This window comes from Jonquetella sp. BV3C21 (assembly GCF_000468895.1).
GTDB classification, from domain to species: domain Bacteria; phylum Synergistota; class Synergistia; order Synergistales; family Dethiosulfovibrionaceae; genus Jonquetella; species Jonquetella anthropi.
Window position 1 is genome coordinate 36,945 of the sequence record NZ_AWWC01000018.1, and the last position, 19,059, is coordinate 56,003.

19 protein-coding genes and 8 tRNA genes are annotated in these 19,059 nt (G+C 58.5%); 24 read left to right on the plus strand and 3 right to left on the minus strand.

Annotated elements, in window-relative coordinates:
* The first annotated feature begins 33 nt into the window (after positions 1-33).
* The 3 genes from HMPREF1249_RS04330 (at position 34) to HMPREF1249_RS04340 (ending at position 3,718) form a co-directional block, all read left to right on the plus strand.
* A complete protein-coding gene (locus tag HMPREF1249_RS04330) occupies positions 34-987 on the plus strand; it encodes a D-2-hydroxyacid dehydrogenase (RefSeq protein ID WP_008522582.1) in 954 nt (317 codons plus the stop codon).
* 156 nt (positions 988-1,143) lie between these two features.
* Positions 1,144-2,316, plus strand: coding sequence for a hypothetical protein (locus tag HMPREF1249_RS04335; protein WP_008520337.1), 1,173 nt, complete (start codon positions 1,144-1,146; stop codon positions 2,314-2,316).
* Positions 2,317-2,551: 235 nt separating this feature from the next.
* A complete protein-coding gene (locus tag HMPREF1249_RS04340; protein WP_008520340.1) occupies positions 2,552-3,718 on the plus strand; it encodes an SAM-dependent methyltransferase in 1,167 nt (388 codons plus the stop codon).
* 98 nt (positions 3,719-3,816) lie between these two features.
* Here the strand turns inward: HMPREF1249_RS04340 and HMPREF1249_RS04345 are convergent, their stop codons facing one another.
* A complete protein-coding gene (locus tag HMPREF1249_RS04345) occupies positions 3,817-5,628 on the minus strand; it encodes a phosphodiester glycosidase family protein (protein WP_008520341.1) in 1,812 nt (603 codons plus the stop codon).
* Between the two features lie 349 nt (positions 5,629-5,977).
* Here HMPREF1249_RS04345 and HMPREF1249_RS04350 point away from each other — a divergent pair.
* The 17 genes from HMPREF1249_RS04350 to HMPREF1249_RS04430 all read left to right on the plus strand — a co-directional run bounded on the left by HMPREF1249_RS04350 (position 5,978) and on the right by HMPREF1249_RS04430 (position 14,081).
* Positions 5,978-6,053: transfer RNA gene (locus HMPREF1249_RS04350), tRNA-Ala, on the plus strand.
* Positions 6,054-6,085: 32 nt separating this feature from the next.
* A tRNA-Ala gene (locus HMPREF1249_RS04355) sits at positions 6,086-6,161 on the plus strand.
* A gap of 158 nt (positions 6,162-6,319) precedes the next feature.
* Positions 6,320-7,351, plus strand: a complete 1,032-nt coding sequence (locus HMPREF1249_RS04360; protein WP_008520344.1) for an FAD:protein FMN transferase — start codon at positions 6,320-6,322, stop codon at positions 7,349-7,351.
* Positions 7,338-7,715, plus strand: coding sequence for a NusG domain II-containing protein (locus HMPREF1249_RS04365; RefSeq protein WP_008520345.1), 378 nt, complete (start codon positions 7,338-7,340; stop codon positions 7,713-7,715). Before HMPREF1249_RS04360 ends, HMPREF1249_RS04365 begins: the two co-directional genes overlap by 14 nt.
* Positions 7,696-8,253 carry a Gx transporter family protein gene (locus HMPREF1249_RS04370; protein ID WP_008522586.1) on the plus strand — a complete coding sequence of 186 codons (558 nt, stop codon included), beginning with the start codon at positions 7,696-7,698 and terminating at the stop codon, positions 8,251-8,253. Before HMPREF1249_RS04365 ends, HMPREF1249_RS04370 begins: the two co-directional genes overlap by 20 nt.
* Positions 8,228-9,088: an amidohydrolase family protein gene (locus tag HMPREF1249_RS04375; protein ID WP_008522588.1), complete on the plus strand. Its 861-nt coding sequence runs from the start codon at positions 8,228-8,230 to the stop codon at positions 9,086-9,088. Before HMPREF1249_RS04370 ends, HMPREF1249_RS04375 begins: the two co-directional genes overlap by 26 nt.
* 82 nt (positions 9,089-9,170) lie before the next feature.
* Positions 9,171-9,245 (plus strand) — tRNA-Val (locus HMPREF1249_RS04380).
* Between the two features lie 3 nt (positions 9,246-9,248).
* Positions 9,249-9,325, plus strand: a tRNA-Asp gene (locus HMPREF1249_RS04385).
* Between the two features lie 17 nt (positions 9,326-9,342).
* A tRNA-Phe gene (locus HMPREF1249_RS04390) sits at positions 9,343-9,418 on the plus strand.
* A 13-nt stretch (positions 9,419-9,431) separates the two neighbouring features.
* A tRNA-Gly gene (locus HMPREF1249_RS04395) sits at positions 9,432-9,506 on the plus strand.
* Position 9,507: 1 nt separating this feature from the next.
* Positions 9,508-9,581: transfer RNA gene (locus HMPREF1249_RS04400), tRNA-Cys, on the plus strand.
* Between the two features lie 3 nt (positions 9,582-9,584).
* Positions 9,585-9,660, plus strand: a tRNA-Asn gene (locus HMPREF1249_RS04405).
* 262 nt (positions 9,661-9,922) lie between these two features.
* Complete coding sequence (locus tag HMPREF1249_RS04410; RefSeq protein WP_021775911.1) at positions 9,923-10,555, plus strand: hypothetical protein; 633 nt, start codon at positions 9,923-9,925, stop codon at positions 10,553-10,555.
* Between the two features lie 125 nt (positions 10,556-10,680).
* On the plus strand, positions 10,681-11,919 hold the full coding sequence (gene gltS, locus HMPREF1249_RS04415; RefSeq protein WP_021775901.1) for a sodium/glutamate symporter: 1,239 nt from the start codon (positions 10,681-10,683) through the stop codon (positions 11,917-11,919).
* Between the two features lie 178 nt (positions 11,920-12,097).
* Positions 12,098-12,673 (plus strand): tetratricopeptide repeat protein, encoded by a 576-nt coding sequence (locus HMPREF1249_RS04420; protein ID WP_039873246.1) that lies wholly within the window; start codon positions 12,098-12,100, stop codon positions 12,671-12,673.
* Between the two features lie 155 nt (positions 12,674-12,828).
* On the plus strand, positions 12,829-13,506 hold the full coding sequence (locus tag HMPREF1249_RS04425; RefSeq protein ID WP_008522592.1) for a DUF554 domain-containing protein: 678 nt from the start codon (positions 12,829-12,831) through the stop codon (positions 13,504-13,506).
* Positions 13,503-14,081, plus strand: coding sequence for a pyroglutamyl-peptidase I family protein (locus HMPREF1249_RS04430; protein ID WP_021775905.1), 579 nt, complete (start codon positions 13,503-13,505; stop codon positions 14,079-14,081). The genes HMPREF1249_RS04425 and HMPREF1249_RS04430 overlap by 4 nt, the downstream gene beginning before the upstream one ends.
* Positions 14,082-14,129: 48 nt before the next feature.
* On the opposite strand, the gene HMPREF1249_RS04435 is transcribed toward HMPREF1249_RS04430, so the two are convergent.
* Both HMPREF1249_RS04435 and HMPREF1249_RS04440 read right to left on the minus strand, forming a co-directional pair.
* A complete protein-coding gene (locus HMPREF1249_RS04435; RefSeq protein ID WP_008520363.1) occupies positions 14,130-15,419 on the minus strand; it encodes a Y-family DNA polymerase in 1,290 nt (429 codons plus the stop codon).
* Positions 15,398-15,676, minus strand: a complete 279-nt coding sequence (locus HMPREF1249_RS04440; protein ID WP_008520364.1) for a hypothetical protein — start codon at positions 15,674-15,676, stop codon at positions 15,398-15,400. The genes HMPREF1249_RS04435 and HMPREF1249_RS04440 overlap by 22 nt, the downstream gene beginning before the upstream one ends.
* A gap of 154 nt (positions 15,677-15,830) precedes the next feature.
* Between HMPREF1249_RS04440 and HMPREF1249_RS04445 the strand changes: the two genes are divergently transcribed.
* The 4 genes from HMPREF1249_RS04445 (at position 15,831) to gcvH (ending at position 19,052) form a co-directional block, all read left to right on the plus strand.
* A complete protein-coding gene (locus HMPREF1249_RS04445) occupies positions 15,831-16,115 on the plus strand; it encodes a hypothetical protein (RefSeq protein WP_021775897.1) in 285 nt (94 codons plus the stop codon).
* Positions 16,116-16,127: 12 nt separating this feature from the next.
* Complete coding sequence (locus tag HMPREF1249_RS04450; protein ID WP_008520368.1) at positions 16,128-17,081, plus strand: ArsA family ATPase; 954 nt, start codon at positions 16,128-16,130, stop codon at positions 17,079-17,081.
* Between the two features lie 380 nt (positions 17,082-17,461).
* Positions 17,462-18,565 (plus strand): glycine cleavage system aminomethyltransferase GcvT, encoded by a 1,104-nt coding sequence (gcvT, locus tag HMPREF1249_RS04455; RefSeq protein WP_008522596.1) that lies wholly within the window; start codon positions 17,462-17,464, stop codon positions 18,563-18,565.
* 100 nt (positions 18,566-18,665) lie between these two features.
* A complete protein-coding gene (gene gcvH, locus HMPREF1249_RS04460) occupies positions 18,666-19,052 on the plus strand; it encodes a glycine cleavage system protein GcvH (protein WP_008520375.1) in 387 nt (128 codons plus the stop codon).
* Positions 19,053-19,059: the final 7 nt, after the last annotated feature.

Consider the following 19,059-nt stretch of genomic DNA (forward strand, 5'->3'; position numbering starts at 1 on the left):
TACCGGAGAAAGAAGACGATGGGAGGAGAAAGCATGAAGATTGTTGTGTTGGACGGATACCCGGGGAACCCGGGGGACCTGAGCTGGGACGGACTGAAAGCCCTCGGAGATTTAACGGTCTACGACCGGACGTCGTACGACCAAGTGGCCGAGCGGTGCGCCGGCGCCCAAGTCGTCTTGACGAACAAGTGTCCGGTGCGGAAGGAACATATCGCCCAGCTGCCGGAGTTGAAATACATCGGCATGATCGCCACAGGGTATGACCCGGTGGACATCGCGTTCGCCAAAGAGCGGGGCATCGTCGTCACGAACGTTCCGGGCTACAGCAGCGAACACGTAGCGCAGCTGGTCTTCTCCCTCATTCTTGAACTGGCCGACCGAGTCGGCCTGCACGATGGGGCAGTCAAAAACGGCGAGTGGATGAACTGCCCGGACTTTACCTTTCAGAAGACGCGGATCTTCGAACTGGCCGGCAAAACGATTGGGATCGTCGGCTATGGCTCAATTGGACGTCGGGTTGGCCAGATCGCCCGAGGCTTTGGCATGACGGTCCTTGCGTCGGCCCGCTCGGCGAAGCCGTCCGAGGACGGAGTGTCTTTCGTGCCGCTGGACGAGGCGTTCAGCAAGTCCGACGTGGTGACTCTCCACTGTCCTCTGACGGATCAGACCCGCGGCTTGGTCAACCGAAGCCGCGTCGCGTCGATGAAGCGCGGCGCGATCCTGATCAACACCGCCCGCGGCCCGTTGGTAGATCAAGAGGCCGTTCTGGAAGGGCTGAAAAACGGCCAGCTGGGCGGCGCCGGGCTGGACGTGCTCGGCAAAGAGCCGCCGCTGCAGATCTGCGAGTTGGTGAAGCAGCCGAACTGCGTTGTCACCCCGCACATCGCCTGGGCGAGCGCCGAAGCGCGTGTGCGGCTCATGGATCAGCTGGCGGCAAATTTGAGCGCTTGGCTTGCTGGGCGCCCTGTCAACGTGGTGAACGGATAAGAAACGCCCGGAGTCTAAAGAACTCCGGGCGTTTTATTATGGGGGGGAGAAACCACCCGTGCGTCCGCACTGAGGGTAGTTGTCGGACCGGCAGACGCCGCTATAATCGGGATATAAAGTCGTAAAAGAAATTACCCTAAAGAAGGAGGAGTTCAAATGCGGCGGTTTTATTTGGCAGGTTTCGTTGGGGCGGTTCTTGCCGTTTTTGGGGCGGGCGCTTGGGCGAGCGATTTTTACGAGCTGCGCGACAAGTTCGCCGATCAGGCGATTCGCGTGATTGACCACAACGAAAAAGTGATCACCAACGTGATGAACCAGGTGAATTTTGAAGAGGGTTTTCCGTACGGGGATTTTCTCGTGTCGGCCCGGCTTCTTCGAAGCCAGATTGAGCACATTCAGGATTTGGCGGAGTACAAGCAGCTCATTGCCGAGTTCGGTCAATGGACCAAACCGTTGGAACGGGTCGTGAAGGAGCACGACATGACTACGACCTTCAGGGCCCAGCAGCTGGCCTCGATGCTTGACCGGCTGTCCGACGAGAAACTGATTCCCAAGCCGAACGCAGGGCAAGCTCTGTTTGTGCCGGCCCAGCTGTGGCTGCGGAACAAGGACGTGATCAAAGAACTGGTGTCGGCCCATCAAGCGCTGAACGACATGGCCGTTCTGTTCACCAAAGACGTGGAAAGCGTCAAGCGGTACTACAACTCGATAAACTACAAAGACCTTCCGTCCGACTCGGTCATTCGCAGAAACCTTTTTGACCGAAACCCAAGGCTCTGGCCGCCGATGAAGCGGGACCTTGATAAATGGGAAATTTACAAGCTGTACGGGGCTGAGCGGTGGCTTCAGCGCGATTTGACGGTCAACTCGTCGTTCCTCTCCTATGTCGATAAGTTCGACCGGTATGCCGTCCAGCTTCCTGAGGCGCGTCGGCAGGTTCAGGGGCTGTACAAGCTGTTCTCCGACTACAGGGAAGCCTTTTCCAAGTCAACCGAATACCCAGCAGCCAATTTGCCGGCGTACATTCACGCCCCAAACCTGAAAGAACTCGCCTCGGAGCGCTTGGTCGATAAAATGCAGGATTGGATAGATTTCAACGCGAGCTGCGTCAATCTCCTTCTCAGGAAGGACTACGACGCGGCGCGGAAATACGGGGAGCTTCTGAAAGTCTATAACGGAAGCGATCTCAGCTCCGTCTGTGACAAGACTCACGTCCTTTACAAGAACGCCCGCGGGTCAAGCGAGAGCACGGCTCAGGCGGCGATGAAGTCGTTCCAAGAGCCGATCAGAAACGCGTACCAAAAGTTGAAAGACACCCTGCGGAACTAAGCGGGGAGAAGAGAACTGCGCTGGACGGCCGAAACGGCCGTCCAGTTTTTTTGAAAAAAAGCAAGACTCTCAGTATTTTTTTATCTTTCGGTTGAGCCTTGAAGATGTAAAATAATTATAAGTAAGTCTCCACTTATATTTTTAAATCATTCGTGGGTTCGGCCGCTCGGCGCGGCGAGGGGGAAAACGGTTCGGCAGAATTTTCGGTGAAGCTGTTTTTGCTAAGGAGGACAAAATGGTCAGAGAAAAGATCCTGAAATTTTTTCTGGAGCGGTTTGCCAAACACCCCTTCTTTGTGAAGATGGACGAAGAGAAATTTCTTGTCGGGACGGGAGAGCCGGAGTTCACGCTCAGGATTAACGGCCCCATATCCCTTGTGAGTCTGTTGGAAAGTACCTCTCTTGCGCTGGGCGAGGCGTACATGGACGGCACGATTGACGTCGAAGACGGCTCGTTATACTCCGCGCTCGACGCTCTTTTGAGCCAGATGGACAACTTTTCTACGAACCAGCACTCGCTGCGCCGCCTTCTGTTCCCCTCCACGTCGAAAAAGAACCAACTTCAAGCGGTTCAGAGCCACTACGATATCGGCAACGAGTTTTACAAGCTCTGGCTCGACGAGTCTATGAGCTATTCGTGCGGGTACTTTAAAACGTCCGGCGATACGCTTCACGACGCGCAGGTCAACAAGGTGAACTACATTCTTGAAAAGCTGCACCTGAAAGAGGGCATGTCCCTTCTTGATATCGGCTGCGGCTGGGGCTTTTTGCTCATTCAGGCCGCGAAAAAGTACAAGGTTCGCGGCACGGGCGTCACGCTGAGCGAAGGGCAGTACAACTACTTCAGCCGGCAGATTGCCGACCTCGGCTTGGAAGACACGCTGGAAGTCCGGCTGATGGATTACCGGGACCTTCCGAGTTGGGGACGAACGTTCGACCGGGTCGTCAGCGTGGGCATGTTGGAGCACGTCGGGCGGGACAACTATCGAAAATTCATGGACTGCGCGAGCAGCGTGATGAACGACGGCGGAGTCTTCCTTCTGCACTTCATCAGCGCTCTGAAGGAGTACTCCGGGGATCCGTGGATGAAGAAGTATATTTTCCCGGGCGGGATGATTCCCAGCCTGCGCGAAATTATTTCCCAGATGGCCGAGTTCAACTTTCACACGCTGGACGTGGAGAACTTGAGGCTTCACTATTCCAAAACTCTGCTTTGCTGGGAGAAGAACTTCATGGAGCACTCGGACGAGATTAAAGCGCAGTACGGGGAGCGGTTCTTCCGTATGTGGCACTTATACCTTGCGGCGTGCGCCGCCTCGTTCCATAACGGCGTCATCGACCTGCACCAGATTTTGTTTTCCAAAGGCATTAATAACGAACTGCCGATAGTTCGCTGGTATTAGCAGCGGGAACCGCAAAGAAATCGCGCCGCCTTGAGGCCATCAACGGCTTCAAGGCGGCGCGATCTTTTTGTTTAATAAAAACTCGATGGAGAAAAAGGTTAATGGGACAGCAGCTTGTTCAGCAGCTGCTCGATGACGTCTTCCTCAGGATTGTCGGTAGCCATTTGAACCGGCTGAGGAGGAATTGTCCCGCCGAAGCAGACCGCGTAGGGCAGTTTCCGCTCCCGTCCGTCCGAGGGTTTGTTCACCGGATAGCCGTGGTAGAGCAGCTCGGTGGATCCGCCGCCGTCGAGGTTCAGCAGGTCCGTGAAGCCTAAGTACTGCCCGAGTGTCGTCGCCTCGTCCAAGGTCAGGCCGGAGCTGTGCCACGGGGCTCTGCCGTCAACTGCCAGCCACCAGACCGTCTTGCCAATGCGGCCGACGAGGGTTCTCGGATGGCGGCGGTTGATCACTCCGACCGCTATCCCTTCGTTCATCCGCTGAATTTTTCCGTCCTTCAACAGCAGCGGGCCGCCCTGAAGCGCGCCAACCGTTCCTTGGGCGTTCTCGTCTCGCCACTGAACGTTCAGCGTAATCGGGTCGCCTTCGGAGAGACGTCCGTTGATCGATCGGTCTTCCAGCAGCCAGTCGGTCGGCTTCATCGTCGTCGGGTCAGACTGAAGGAGGCGCAGTTTGCCTTTCGAGAGCGAAAAAAGCCGGGTCGCCGACGACATGGCGACCGATCGACCGAGTTCGCCTGAAAAAAATCCCAGCTCGCCCGGCAAGGTCTCTTTGTTGATAGTCCGCGGGACGCCGACCTGACGGCCGCCGTTTTGCAGCTGAATGCGAAAGTCGCCGGAACCAAAAAAGGTGCCGCCGTTCGCCTTCCAAGCCACCATGGAGCGCTGCGGGTAGGCGGTGTTCTGAGGAACGCCGCTGATGAATATGGTGCCGATAGGTTGCCCCATGTAAAAATAGCCGCCGTTGATCGCCGCCTCGGAGCCGGTGATTCTTCCGTATTCGCTCAAAGGCAGAGAGCGGTTGTTACTGAGCTGCTGAGACGTAGTCACATAGGTGTCGGACAGTTTGGCCGGCGACCAGCCGGCAAAAAAGAGCGTCTGAATCGACGAATCTGTTGCCGCAGGAACAACGGCTGAGCCGGGCAGCTGCTTCGCTTGGGCTTGAGCGATCGCCGCGCTGGCGACCTTCGGGGTGACGACGTCGTACCGGGGGTTGCCGTCGATGATGGACAACCGCAGATTTTTCGGAAGACGGCCTTGGATCTTCTGCAGGAAGCTTGACGCTTCGTCGTAGGTTTCAAACGACGCCAGAGAGACCTGCCAACCTGCAGGCGGCCGGCCTGTGCCAGTTCGTCTGAGCCAAAGCGTCCCGGCTGGGGAGGAGAACTTCTTGTCCCAGATCAGGGCCTGCCGACAGTCGCCCAGCCATTTCGCCAGCTTTTGAGCTTCTTGGGGCGTCAAAAGGACGTCGGGGTTTTCCCACAGTTCGGACGGCGCGGCGGGCTTGACTTGTTCTGCCAAGATCAGAGTCCCCTGCCGGATCTGTTCGGTCCAAGCCGGCGGCGGCGTTCCGTCGCCGCAGAGCCAGTTCGCAAGCTGGGCTTCGTGAGACCAGCCCATAGACAAAAACGCGAAGTAAACCGCGTCGCCTTGGGTAACCGGCTGAGCGGGTGAGACGGTAGAAATATCGATGATTCCCCACTCGGACGCCGCCTCAAACGCGGTGGGAACGAGGGACGGCGTTCGGGCGAGGGTCGGCAGGTCGAGGCTTTGGAAAATCGTCTCTAAAAGCTCTTCTGTGGATACCGTCTGTCCGACGGCGGCGCTTTCTGCCGGCCCGGCAAGCGGCACGGCAAAAACGCAGCAGGCCGTCAGCAGGGTCAGAGCCGCTCGGCACAGAGAAAAAATCATACAAAAACCTCCTTATAACAACGTCGTCAAGTGTTAAAGACCTTGACGGAATCCGCTTCTTGCGCCGCCTCATTGAAGTACGGACGCCGTCGGCTTTTCCGCTTGCGGTCGTCCCGGTCGGGAAGTCGGCCGTCCAACAGCGCGGTATCGGCACGTTCAGCTTGGCGCGCCCTTGATCGCGGAATATAGGGGCAAAGAATAAAAATCCAAGCCATATTGTACTTCAACGCGGCCTGCAAGGATAGAAGATGATGAGGAGAGTGAAACGCCGCTTCTCAAACGTTGACAGCCTTCTGAAAGGTGGTTATAATGCCCTCTGTTACTGGAGTTCCTTCTCGACTGCCGGCGTGGGGATATAGCTCAGCTGGGAGAGCGCTTGAATGGCATTCAAGAGGTCAGGGGTTCGATTCCCCTTATCTCCACCATTTTTTCGCGCCGGCCGTTGGAAACGTCATACGGGGATATAGCTCAGCTGGGAGAGCGCTTGAATGGCATTCAAGAGGTCAGGGGTTCGATTCCCCTTATCTCCACCAGAAGAGAACGAAATGACTCCGTCATTTCTTTGAGGCCGGCTCGATGAGCCGGCTTTTTTGTTTGCTCGACAGGATTTTGAAAACTCCGAAAAGCTCTGTTTGAGCGGGCGCCTGTCGTATAATACAGACGAAACGCCCACGACGGGAGGAGTTATTCGTTGAAGCTCAGTCGATCCATTATCGCGCCGGTACTCGGACTGGCCGTTGCTCTGGCAGTCGCCGCGACGATTCCATTTTGGGGCGGGCGCCGCGCGCCGCTGAAACGGCAGATTTTTGCCATGGACACGGTGTTCGAACTGACGCTGTGGGGCGCCGGTCAAGATGACATGGACGCGGCGGTCGCCTTGGCAGGGAGCGACGGCCGATTCTTTTCCCGGCAGAACCCTGACTCGCCGGTCGCGGCTCTGAACCGGGCGGCCGGTCATGGGCCAGTCCAAGTGCCCGAACGGCTCGCGTCTTTGATGACCCGGGCGCTTGGCTGGACGAAGCGGACCAACGGCGCGTTTAACCCGATGATCGGCCCGATCGTGGACCTGTGGGGTATTGGAACGGACAAAGCCCACGTTCCCTTTCCGCGGGAGATTCGGGAGGCCTTGCCGAGGTGTCGGTGGCAGGACGTGAAAATAGACGGAAGGTCTGTCGAGCTGAGCCAAGGGCAAGTGCTGGATCTGGGCGGCATCGCCAAGGGAACCTGCGCCGACGATCTGCGCCAAATGCTTCAGAGCCGCGGCGTGTCGGCGGGCGTTTTAAACCTCGGCGGCAACGTGGTGGCGTTCGGCCGAAGGCCAGAAGGCGGCGCGTGGCAAATCGGCGTTCAGGACCCGTTGGACGAGCGGGGCGCGATTTTTGGCATAGTCTCCCTGCCGGACGGCGGTTCGGTCGTCACGTCCGGCCCCTATGAGCGGTACTTCTTTCAAAACGGACGCCGGTATCATCACCTGTTTGACCCGGCGACCGGCCGCCCTGCCGAGTCGGACCTGCAGGCTGTGACGGTCGTCAGCGAACGCTCAGAGGACGGTGACGCCTTGGCAACGGCCCTGTTCGTCCTCGGTTCGGTCAAGGGGGAGGAGCTCCTCAAGTCCTTGCCGGGGATTGACGCCATTTTTGTCGGTCTCGGATGGGTCAAGGTGACTCCCGGCCTGAAAGGCCGCTTTGAGCTGACCGACGAGGCGCCTTATGAGATCCGGTGATCGGCTCATCATCACAATTTTAGGCGTTGCCGTGACGGCGGCGGTCGTCGGCTGGGTCGCAGTCCGTTCTGCCGGCGGGCCGCTGAAAGCCCGGGTTGCTCGAAACGGCCAGACCATTGAAGTCTTTCGTCTGGGGAAAACTGCCGAGCCAGTCGAGCGGACGTACTCGTCGCCGGAGGGGAAAAACGCCGTGCGGATAACTTCCAGCTCGGCAGAAGTGGTCTGGAGCGACTGCCCGGATAAACTGTGCGTGGCCGCAGGCCCGCTGACCCGTCCGGGGCAGTCGGCAGTATGTCTGCCGCACCGTTTTTCCGTGACGATTGAAGGGGACGGAGGCGGCAAACTTGACAGCGTTTCCCGCTAAGAAAATATCGCCGGCTCGGCGCGTCGCCCTGTGGGGACTCATGGCTGCCATGGCTTTGGCGGTCAACCAGCTTGAACTGTTGATCCCCATGCCGCTCGCCGGGGTTCGCCCCGGATTCGCCAACATCTTTCCTATGGCGGGGCTCTTTCTTTGGGGGCCGGCTGCCGCCGTTTCGATTGGCGTCGTTCGCATCTTGCTCGGCGGGCTCATAAACGGTTGGGGCTTCGGCTTTTTGTGCAGCGCCGCCGGGGGGCTTCTCAGCTTGGCGGCGTCGGTTCTGTTGTACCGGCTGTTCCGCGGGGACGTCTCGATCCTGTGGCTCAGCTGTTTTTCGGCGCTCGTTCATAACGCCGGCCAGTTGGCGGTCGCTGGATTCGTCGTTGGGTGGCGGGCGGTGGCATGGTACGGCCCGATGATGGTCTCTTTGGGCCTCATCACCGGGCTGACCGTCGGAATTTTAGCCGGGCGGATCGTCGGGCTTCTCGGGCCGTCCGGACAGAGAGCAGGAAGGAATGAAAAATCTCATGCCAGTCATTGACGTGCATGTTCATCTGTACCCGCCGGAAATACGGGACGACCAAACGGCCATTTCGGCACGGGAACCGTATTTTGACAAACTGACCCACAACAACGTCCACAAATGGGGTACCGCCGAAGAGCTGATCGCCCGCATGGACGACGAGAAGATCGACCAGTGCTGGGCGTTTGGCTTCGCGTTCCGTGACTTGGGACTGTGCCGAATCTGCAACGACTATCTGATTGAGGCCTCTCGGAAGTGGCCCGGACGGATTATCCCCTTTGCGGTCGTCCCGCCGCTGGCCCGGGGAGCCGGGGCGGAAGTCGAACGGTGCGCCGCCGCCGGGTGCGCCGGCGTGGGAGAGCTTTTTCCCCAAGGACAGGGCTTCAGCTTAGACGACGCTCGTCAAACCGGAACTCTCGTGCGGGCCGCGTCCGACTGCGGAATGCTGATTAACGTGCACACTGCTGAGCCGGTGGGGCACGATTACGCCGGGAAAGGGAACGTGGGGCCAAGAGAAGCGGCTCAGTTTTGCCTCAACCACCCGGAAGCCAGAGTGATCTTTGCGCACTTTGGCGGCGGGCTGTGGCTTTACGAGACCATGCCGGAAATGAAGCTGGCTCTGAAAAACGCCCGATACGACACGGCGGCTTGGCCCTTCCTGTACGGCGGCGAAGTCCTCTCCGCCGTCCGCGCCGCCGGCGCCGGGGAAAAGCTCCTGTACGGGACCGACTGGCCGATTCTGACGGGGCGGAAGTTCTCGTCCCGGCTGGAAGCGTCCGGCTTGAACGAAACTGAAATGGCTGCTTTTCTCGGCGGCAACGCCGCGGCTTTTATCGGCTCGCGGGCGGACTGAACTGACCGCGGCGGGAGCTAGGGCGGTATTGACAAGGCCGACGCGCGTGGGGTAAAATGCTCCGTGCTGGTGAAGCGCACAGGGGCGGTTAGCTCAGCGGAAGAGCGCCTGCCTTACAAGCAGGTTGTCACAGGTTCGATCCCTGTATCGCCCACCATACGGGGTTGTAGCTCAGTTGGTTAGAGCGTCGGCCTGTCACGCCGAAGGTCGCGAGTTCGAGTCTCGTCAGCCCCGCCATTCGCCATCCATTCAACGGCGAGATAGCTCAGTTGGTAGAGCAACGGACTGAAAATCCGTGTGTCCCCAGTTCGATTCTGGGTCTCGCCACCATTTTGTTTCTTCTGCGGAAGTAGCTCAGGGGTAGAGCACGACCTTGCCAAGGTCGGGGTCGCGGGTTCAAATCCCGTCTTCCGCTCCATGGCGGCATAGCCAAGTGGTAAGGCAGAGGACTGCAAATCCTTTATCCCCAGTTCGAATCTGGGTGCCGCCTCCACATTCCTCGATAGCTCAGTCGGCAGAGCGGGTGACTGTTAATCACTAGGTCGCAGGTTCAAGTCCTGCTCGAGGAGCCAAACTACAAAAGTCCCGTGCGATATCGTCGCGCGGGACTTTATTTTATTTGGCCTACAGAAAGGGTCTTCGACGGCGTTTATGAGCCGTTGAACGGTTGTTCGTCAAAACGGCCCTCGGAAAACGAGCGGCCACAGGGCGCCCAGAAAAAACGTCCCTGCCGTCGAAAGATTGGAGCTTCCGAAAAATCAGGCTCAATCCTCTCCTTGCGGCTCTCCGGCTGGTTCGGTAACATAAACAAAAGTCTGAAAGGAGGCTGACACGATGAAAAACTTTTTCCTTGCGTCTCTCGCGGCGCTGGCGGTCTTCGGCGCGGCGCCGTTCCTTCAGGCTCGGGAGAGCTGGACGGCGTGTCCGTCTTCGCCGAGCGAACCTCCTTTTTCCAAGAAAGGGACAAATGACGGGGAGGGGCTGGAATGGGAGCTGACCGACCAAGATGTTCAGGCGTTTTTAGGCCTGCTGGGACAAGGGCTGGGCGCTGCCCTGACGGGGCAGGGCAGTTTCGTGATGGTCGCGGACGGCGACGTGCTGAACGTCTTGGCCCAGATTGATCCGGCCGCGTCGGTGCTGGTGCCGGCAGTGGCCGATCGGGGGCCAGAAGAGGCGAAAAAACTCGCCCGAGCTCTCGAAAAACGGCAGGGAATTTGTCCGTTTGTCCTGAGCCTGAGCCGCGGCCAGCTGTCGCTGGCCGGTCTCGTCGAGCCGATTGAAACGGTTCTTGCTCGGCAGGGAAGAGCCGGAACTCTCGCTCAGCTGGCCAACCGGTGGAAAAAATTTGGGACGCCCCTTTCGGCGGTGGCGGGCGCAGTGGAGTCCCTGCCGGACGATCTGTTCTCCCGAGAGGAAAAGGACGCGTTTCTCGCCGAAATCGAGTCAAGAATGCCGCTGTTCGTCTGAGCGCCCAAGCGGCTGATCCGGCGCCGGTGAACTGAGTCAGCAGTAGTTAGGTAAAATGTAGTATACTTTTAAAAGTAAAATGCTTGGCGTGTTTCGAGAATACTCTATATGGGGAGGAACTGGGCATGTCATGGGAAAGCGTTGAAGGAGCACTGACGGTCACTTTCGATCCACTGTGGACAACGGTTATTGCGCTGCTTCTGCTGCTTCTGGGGTACTGGCTGAAAAAAGAAGTCAAGTTTTTTGAGACGTTCTGTATCCCGGCGCCAGTCCTGGGCGGCCTGCTGATGGCCATCGTCGCTTTGGTCGTGCACCACAGCGGCGGACACATTAAGTTCACCACGTCGCTTCAGACGCCGATGATGCTGGCGTTCTTCACGACGGTCGGCATCGGCGGCAGTTTCAGCCTGCTCAAACGGGGCGGCAAGGCGCTGATCGTCTACTTGGTCTTCTGCTGGTGCTTGGCGGTGATCCAGAACGTCGTCGGTTCCGGTCTGGCGAAGACGTTGGGCATTCACCCGGTGCTGGGTATCATGGCCGGCGCGGTGTCGCTGGAAGGCGGTCACGGCGCGGCCGCGTCGTTTGGCGCGATGGTCGAGGGCATGGGGATTTCCGGCGCGTCGGCTGTCGCTATCGCGTCCGCCACGTTTGGTCTGATCGCCGGCGGCCTTTTGGGCGGGCCTGTCGCTGTCGGGCTGATTCGCCGTCACAAGGTGAAGATTGAGGCGAGCCAGGAGGAAATTTACCAGCAGAACGCGTCCGATCTTCTGGAAGGCAGCGCCGAGTCTCAGATTACCAGCCACGGGTTCCTTAAAATGCTCGGGTTGGTTCTGGTCTGCATGGCGGTCGGTGCTCTGCTGGGCGGCAAGATCAAGGAGTGGAGCGGCTTCAGTCTGCCCGGATACGTGTCGGCCATGTTTGTGGCCGTCGTGCTGCGCAACCTCAATGACAAGCTGGGCTGGATAACTATTCGGTCGAAGTCGATTTCTCTGATCAGCGACGTGTCCATCGGCGTGTTCCTTACCATGGCCATGATGAGCCTGCGCATTTGGGACCTGTACGACTTGGCCGGGCCGCTGTGCGCCATTCTGGCCGTTCAGACGGTTTTGCTGGCTCTTCTCACGATTTTCATCCTGTTCCCGCTGCTGGGCAAAGACTACGACGCGGCGGTCATGTGCGCCGGTGTGATGGGGCACGGGCTTGGCGCCACTCCCAACGCGGTAGCCAACATGGGCGCCATGTGCGAGAGGTACGGCGTGATGTCCCACAAGGCGTTCCTCATTGTCCCTCTGTGCGGCGCCGTTTTGATCGACTTAGTCGGCCTTCCGAATATCGTGTGGTTCATCAACTATTTTGTCAAGTAAGCGGCAGAAAGAACCGATTTATCGGGCCCTTCGGCGGAAGCCGAAGGGCCCTTTTGCGTCGGTGGGGAGTTTTATTGAAAATAAATAGATAAAAAAGGGTACTCCGCGTAGCGAAGAAACGTTTATAATCGAATGCACCAATAAACGGGGAACTTTTGGGAAGGGGGATTCGACGGAGATGTCGTCAAGGTTTCGATGCATAGCCTGCGGCGTCATGCTGCTCGGGGTCTGTTCATGGGCGTTTGCCGGCGTTCGGCCGTCGTGGTTCTCCGGTCATGAGAGCGACCCGGCGTATCAGTTCCGCCTTGCCACCGCGTGGGAAAAAGGAGTAGGCGTGAAGCGAGATCCCAGCCAGGCGTTCTTTTGGTGCCGGCTGGCCGCTTCCGGTGGGCTTGTGGAAGCTCAGTACCACCTGTCGGTCATGTACAGCTCCGGGATTGGGACTCCGCGGAACGTGAAAGAGGCGGCTAGGTGGTGTCTGAAAGCGGCGGAGGGCGGAGACCCGTCGGCCCGTTTTGACTACGGCGTGATGTGCATGAACAGTCAGGGCGTTTCGCGGGACTATCAAGCGGGAGTCAAATGGTTCCTTTCTGCTGCCGCTTTAGGCAACGTGGACGCGATGAACTGCCTGTCGCTGTGTTACCGTCTCGGCATGGGAGTTGACCGAAGCCCACAAACGGCTGACGTTTGGCTTCGTCGGGCTCAAAAACAGCAGACCGCGTCCTCCTCGGCGGCGCTCGCCTGCTCGGAGTGATTTTAAAAGAGTTTCATTTGAATCCGAAAGGCTTGAAGCCTTTCGGTTTTTTTGTGCGCCGAGATTTTCGGAGCGAAAAGACCATTGACCGCCTTCTTTTCTCCCCACGGCGCTGATAGAATACCGAGAGAAAAGTTTCGGGGAGCGTGAGGAATATGGGAGCTGTTTTAATCAACGGCATGGCAGTTGTGCTCGGTGCGCTCTGCGGTCTCTTGCTTCGCCGCGGGATGAGCGACGACGTGAATCGGACTGTGATGAACGGTCTCGGGATGGTCGTCCTGTGCGTCGGGCTTTCCGACGCGATGAAGACTCACAACATGTCGGCTCTGCTGGCCAGCGTGACCTTGGGCGGCGGCATCGGGGCCGCCTTGAAGCTGCACGACCGAATCGAGCGGGCCGGCGAAAGGCTTCTGTCCAAGTATGCGTCGGGAAGGGACGCCGGGCCGGCAAAGGCGTTTGTGACCTCGGCTATAGTCGTCACAGTCGGCGCCATGGCCATTTATGGGTCTATTAAGGCCGGACTGGGCGATCCGTCGATCCTGTACCTGAAAAGCGGCTTGGACTTTGTCGGCTGCGTTGTATTTGCCGCCGCCATGGGCTGGGGTGTCGTCCTAGCGGCCGTTCCGATGACGCTGTATCAGGCCGTTTTCGCTCTGGCGGCTCGGCCGCTGCTCCCAATCGTCACGCCGGAGTTTCTGAACCTGCTCAGCGGAATCGGCGGGGTCATCGTGGCGATCATCGGCATTAACCAGCTGGAACTTCGCAACATTCGGACGGCGAATTTCCTTCCGGCCCTGCTGGGCGCATTCGTCGCCCTCTTTATCACGCTATGAGAGTCCTGCTGACCGGCTTTGAGCCGTTTGACGGAGGAACGGTCAACCCATCTTGGGAAGTAGCCAGCGCTTTGGCCCGCTCCAGAGGCGGCGAGGTGAGCGCCCTTCGGCTGCCGGTGTCGTTTGCCCGCTCCCTTGGCGTGCTGTACGCCGAGTTGGAACGGCTTCGCCCTCAGGCGGTGATCTCCTTTGGGCTGGCGTCAAGCCGAAGCGCGCTGACGCCCGAACGGGTCGCGCTGAACTTGGACGAGGCCAGAATCCCCGACAACGACGGTTCTCAGCCGTCCGATATCCCGGTGGTTCCCGGCGCTCCTGCCGCGTACTTCGGAACTCTTTCGGCGCTCCTCTGGGCGCGCGCTCTGGAGAAAGAAGGAGTGCCGGCTCAGGTTTCCTACAGCGCGGGAACGTACGTGTGCAATCACGTGTTCTTCGGCCTGCTTCACTGGCAGGCAAGCCGGGGCGGAGTCGGCGGGTTCTGCCACCTGCCGCCGTTTGAGACCGTGAGCTTTGAACGCCAGACGGCAGCGTTGGACGCGTTTTTAGGCGATGTATTGGCCCAGAAATTTAAGATATAAAAAAGGCGAGGCAGCTTCTTTTAAAGAAGCTGCCTCGCCTTTTGCGCGTTACCCGTCGCCGTCTGTCCTGCTGAAAAGAACGGGACGAAGCTGTTCTGGCAGAATAAGAGGTGAGTCTGACGTCATACTATGCTGCGCGGCGGATCGGTTCTTCGACAGGAGAGCGGCCGGGAGGACCGTCCCAGCTCCCAGATCGGCGTTGAGCGCGTCGACGGCTTCCATCAGCCGATGGCGTTTGCGCGTTCCCGGCAGTTGGTCGGCGAACGTGAGCTGACGGGGCTGGGACGGCGAGAGATCTGAAAAGCGAACGCCTGAGGCTCGATAGTTCCAGCCGGGTTGGAAGACCCGGGACAGAATCTGCCGTCCCGCTCTCAGGCAGGCCAAATCATCGTCGGTCGGCGGCGAAAAGGAGGCGCGGGACGAGGCAAATCGGGACTGGGAGGAAAAATAGCTCGTGCGGATGAACAGCTCCATTCGGCCGGCCGCCAGATGGTGCCGCCGCAGACGGGCCGTCCCGCCGAGAATATGACGGATCAGGCCGTCCCAGAGCTCGTCTTCGGTTCTCAGCGGGCCGGCAGACGTCCTTGTGACCTGAATGCTTTGAGGCGTCTCCTCCTGAGAGGACAGGGGAAACCGTTTCAGGCCCCGAAGCTCGTCGGCGATCTGAACTTCTCGGATTGAAAAATGGCCTTTCAGCCACCCGTTCGGCCGAGCCGTCAGCTGAGGTACCAGCCGAATACCAAACGAAAGCATCTTGCGGGCGGTTCGCTTCCCGATGCCCCAGACCCGCTCCACCGGCATACTGGCGACGGCGCATGCCGTTTCTTCGGGACGGATCAGGCGCACGCCGGGTTCTTTCCCCTTGGTCATCTCGGACGCGGCCTTGGCGAGAGTCTTTGACGGCGCCGCGCCGATGGAAACCGGCAGGCCGATCCGCCGGGCAATTGTTCTCCTGAGCGCCAGACAGTGAGCCGCCGGGTCGGTCAGCGAGGCGATGGACAGGTTGAAGAACGCCTCGTCGACCGAGTACTGCTCGACTTGGTCGCTGAACTGGGCGATGACCGCCATCATGCGGTCCGACATTTCCCGGTACATCTCCATATTGCCCGACAGGGCGGTCATCCCGTGACGCCGGACCAGCGGCGCGATCTTGAAAAACGGGGCGCACATGGGAATGCCCAGACGCTTGGCCTCATTGCTTCGGGAGATGACGCAGCCGTCGTTGGATGACAGGACGACGACCGGCCGGCCGTTCAGCTCAGGGCGGAAGACCCGCTCGCAGGAGACGAAAAAATTGTCGCCGTCGCACAGCCCGATCAAGGCCTGTCCAAAAGCCATGTAACCACTCCCCAAAAATTCGCCGGCACTGGGCCGCCGCCCTTGCGGGAAGTGCGCCAGCCTTGGCGGTCAGCCAGCAGCATGAGAGCGCCTTCTGACGGCGGCAGGCTTCGGTCCACCACCAGAACGGTCCACCGCCCGTCGGGCTTTCTCCACTTCATGAGAAACGACGCTTCCGGCCGCGGCGCCAGCAGGCGAAGAAGAACCCGCAGCGCGTCCCTGCTGGGCGATCGTTCCAGTTCGGGCTGAAACGGCAAGATGATCTTCCACCTTTCGTGATAACTTTTTGATTACTATGATAAAATGATAACTATATTATCTTGGCACGTCAATAAGTTATCGTCAGAGGAATTCCCATGTAAATTGAATGAAATGATACAATGCTAGAGTAAAGGGGGTGGGGTCTGTGTCGTGGCGGGAGAAATGGCCTGCTGTGAAGGAATGGCTTTCGGCGTTTTTTACGGGGCGTCGATTGGCAAGGGAATGCCGGTGGTTCGCAAAGAGGCGTTTGACAAGAACGACGAGTTGATGCTGTTGCTGTTCGGAGACGCGCTCGGCGTGCCGAACCCGCTAGCGTATTACATGCTCGAGGCGTTGCCCTACGTGTACGAAAGTCTTCCGTCGTGGGAGCGGCGGATGCAGAACCGCAAAAACCTGTTGGCTGAAAAGGCCGCCCAGTACGGGTTCGACGGGTAGAGGAGGGGGAGCATGATTCGTCGTTATTGTTTCTTCGGCGGCAAAGGAGGCACAGGCAAGACGAGCCTTTCATCGTCGTGGGCGCTGAAACTGGCTCGGAGCGGGCGCAAAGTTCTCGCCGTATCGACTGACCCGGCTCACTCTCTGGCGGACGCGTTCGGAAAAGCTATTGGAAAACAGATCGTTCAGTTGGAGCCGAACCTTTGGGCTGTTGAGGTGGACGCGGCAGCGGCGGCCCAAAAGTACGTGGCAGGCATCGAGGCCAGCATGACCAGTTTGGTCAGCCCGGCGATTGTCGAGGACCTGCGGCAGCAGCTGCGGGTATCGGCCTCATCGCCCGGGGCCGAGGAGTCGGCGCTGTTTGACGCGTTTGTCGACCTGATGGAGCTGGCGGACCCTTCGTCAGAGTCGAAGAAGTTCGAGACAGTTGTCTTTGACACCGCTCCGACCGGGCACACCCTCAGGCTGCTCGAGCTGCCTGAGCTGCTGGGCTTCTGGATGAGCCGGCTCATGGAGAAACGGAATCAGGCCATGAGCCTGATGCGCTTGGCCGCGGCATACGAGGAAGACTTGGCTTCTAAGGTAGGAGACGACCCGATATACCGTATCCTCTCCCGCCGCCGCGAGCGGTTTGAGTGGGCCCGCGAGCGGCTTACCGACAAAGAATCGACGGCCTTCCACATCGTCTTGAACGCGGAGCGAATGCCCATTCTGGAGACCGAGAGGGCCCTTCAGCAGCTGGAAAAGTTCGGCATACCCGTGGGAGCGTTCTGCGTGAACCGGGTCATCCCCGAGGAGGCCGGAGAGTTCTTCGCCCGTCACCGGGGCCGACAGACCGAGTGCCTTAAGACCATTCAGGAGAAGTTTGGAGGCCGCGGAGTGCTTCAAATTCCATGGTTGGACTGCGACGTCCAAGGCGTCGCCGAGCTGGAGCGCATCATTCCCTACCTAGAAAACCTGGAGTAACGCGTCAGCCGGGCAGATGGTAAGTCAAATAAAATACGTCGTATTATCGAAAAATAATAGGCTATTTATCTGGGTTTATGCTAATTTGATGAACTTTGCTTTCTCGCTCTGCTAGGTTCATGGTGCAGGCCTGCAGTCAGCCAATATACCGTTCAGAAAAAATAAGAACTCTGTCGTATTTCTGATTTATGAAAAATGAAGTAAAATCAGCTTGTACTAACAGAAAACGACAGGACGCCGGCTTGTGAAATATGGCGCGAAATCGCGCCGGATGATACAATGAGACGCGGAAAGAAGATGGTATTGTATAGGCTTTTCGAGCAGTCTTTTTCATCGGAGCACAGCGTTCTGCAAGAAAAATTGACAGGAGGAGAGACGGCATGAGAAGGACACCGATGTATGATCGACACGTAGCAGCAGGCGGCACGATGGTGGATTTTGGCGGCTGGGAGCTGCCGGTGCAGTACGAGGGAATTAAGGTCGAGCATCTGAATGTTCGTTCAAAGGCCGGGCTGTTCGATGTGTCCCACATGGGCGAAGTCACGGTTGTCGGAAAGGATTCCGAAGCTTGGCTCAACAGCCTTCTGACCAATGACGTGACGACCATGCACGACGGTCAGGTCCTGTACACGATCATGTGCCGCGAAAACGGCGGCGTCGTGGACGATCTGCTCGTGTACCGCTACAACACCGAGAGGTACCTTCTGGTCATCAACGCGGCGAACGTCGAAAAGGACTGGGCTTGGTTCAACGAGCACTTGAAAGGCGACGTCAAGATCGACAACATCTCCGCGAAGACCGCTGAAGTTGCCCTTCAGGGACCTCTGGCTGAGAAGATCCTGTGCAAGATCGCCGAAGGCTTTGACCCGACGAAGCTGGTCTTCTTCCATTTCGTCGACGGGGTCAAGGTCGCTGGGATTCCGGCTATCGTGAGCCGGACTGGCTACACCGGCGAAGACGGGTTTGAAATTTACGTCGACTGGTCCAAGGGCGCCGAGCTGTGGGATGCCATCATCGCAGCCGGTAAGCCGGAAGGCCTGATGCCGATCGGTCTGGGCGCTCGGGACAGCCTTCGGTTTGAATCCGGACTTCCGCTCTGCGGACAGGAATACACCGACGACCTCGGACCTCTTGAGGCTGGCTACGGGTTCTTCGTCAAGGTTGACAAGCCCAACGGGTTTATCGGTCAGAAGGTTCTCCGTCAGCAGAAGGCTGAGGGACTGAAGCGCAAGATCGTGTTCACCAAGATGATTGATAAGGGCGTGCCGCGTCACGAGATGGAAGTGGCTGACGCGAGCGGCAAGGTAGTCGGCTGCGTGACCACCGGCGGATATGCCCCGTCGCTTGACGCCAACATCGCCAGCTGCCTTGTGAACATGCCTGTTCCGGCCGTTGGAGAGAACCTGTGGATCCTGATCCGCGGCAAGGCCAAGAAGGTCGAAGTCGTTGCCAAGCCGTACTACAAGAAGAGCTACAAGAAGTAAACTGACAAAAGCAATCGCGTCTCGCGGCAGAAATTAACTGGGTGAAAGGCGCCGGCGCGGCCGGCGAACCATATCAAATTCTTGAGGAGGAAACTTTACTATGTCGAAAGTCCCAGCTGATCTGAAGTACACGAAGGACCACGAGTGGTACAAGATGGAAGGCGACAAGGCCGTCATGGGCATCACTGATCACGCTCAGCACGCTATGGGCGACATCGTGTACGTCGAGCTGCCGGAGATCGGCACGGAAGTCGAGGCCCATCAGGACTTTGTCGTCGTCGAATCCGTCAAGGGCGCGAACGACGTTTTCAGCCCTGTGGCCGGTAAAGTCTGCGCTGTGAACGAAGCGCTGGACGATTCTCCTGAACTTCTGAACGCCGATCCTTATGCAAACTGGATCGCCAAGCTGGAAGACGTCAAGGTTCCGAATGACCTTCTGGACGCCGCTGCGTATGAGAAGCTCGTCGCGGAGGCTGAAGCGGAATAACGGAGAG

Bases quoted from the DNA above. Each gene is read 5' to 3' on its own strand.
- HMPREF1249_RS04450 (WP_008520368.1), top strand. From the start codon at position 16,128: ATGATTCGTCGTTATTGTTTCTTCGGCGGCAAAGGAGGCACAGGCAAG.
- HMPREF1249_RS04420 (WP_039873246.1), top strand. From the start codon at position 12,098: ATGTCGTCAAGGTTTCGATGCATAGCCTGCGGCGTCATGCTGCTCGGG.
- HMPREF1249_RS04410 (WP_021775911.1), top strand. From the start codon at position 9,923: ATGAAAAACTTTTTCCTTGCGTCTCTCGCGGCGCTGGCGGTCTTCGGC.
- HMPREF1249_RS04375 (WP_008522588.1), top strand. From the start codon at position 8,228: ATGAAAAATCTCATGCCAGTCATTGACGTGCATGTTCATCTGTACCCG.
- HMPREF1249_RS04365 (WP_008520345.1), top strand. From the start codon at position 7,338: ATGAGATCCGGTGATCGGCTCATCATCACAATTTTAGGCGTTGCCGTG.
- HMPREF1249_RS04330 (WP_008522582.1), top strand. From the start codon at position 34: ATGAAGATTGTTGTGTTGGACGGATACCCGGGGAACCCGGGGGACCTG.
- gcvT (WP_008522596.1), top strand. From the start codon at position 17,462: ATGAGAAGGACACCGATGTATGATCGACACGTAGCAGCAGGCGGCACG.
- HMPREF1249_RS04345 (WP_008520341.1), bottom strand. From the start codon at position 5,628: ATGATTTTTTCTCTGTGCCGAGCGGCTCTGACCCTGCTGACGGCCTGC.
- HMPREF1249_RS04425 (WP_008522592.1), top strand. From the start codon at position 12,829: ATGGGAGCTGTTTTAATCAACGGCATGGCAGTTGTGCTCGGTGCGCTC.
- HMPREF1249_RS04435 (WP_008520363.1), bottom strand. From the start codon at position 15,419: ATGGCTTTTGGACAGGCCTTGATCGGGCTGTGCGACGGCGACAATTTT.
- HMPREF1249_RS04430 (WP_021775905.1), top strand. From the start codon at position 13,503: ATGAGAGTCCTGCTGACCGGCTTTGAGCCGTTTGACGGAGGAACGGTC.
- gltS (WP_021775901.1), top strand. From the start codon at position 10,681: ATGTCATGGGAAAGCGTTGAAGGAGCACTGACGGTCACTTTCGATCCA.
- gcvH (WP_008520375.1), top strand. From the start codon at position 18,666: ATGTCGAAAGTCCCAGCTGATCTGAAGTACACGAAGGACCACGAGTGG.
- HMPREF1249_RS04340 (WP_008520340.1), top strand. From the start codon at position 2,552: ATGGTCAGAGAAAAGATCCTGAAATTTTTTCTGGAGCGGTTTGCCAAA.
- HMPREF1249_RS04335 (WP_008520337.1), top strand. From the start codon at position 1,144: ATGCGGCGGTTTTATTTGGCAGGTTTCGTTGGGGCGGTTCTTGCCGTT.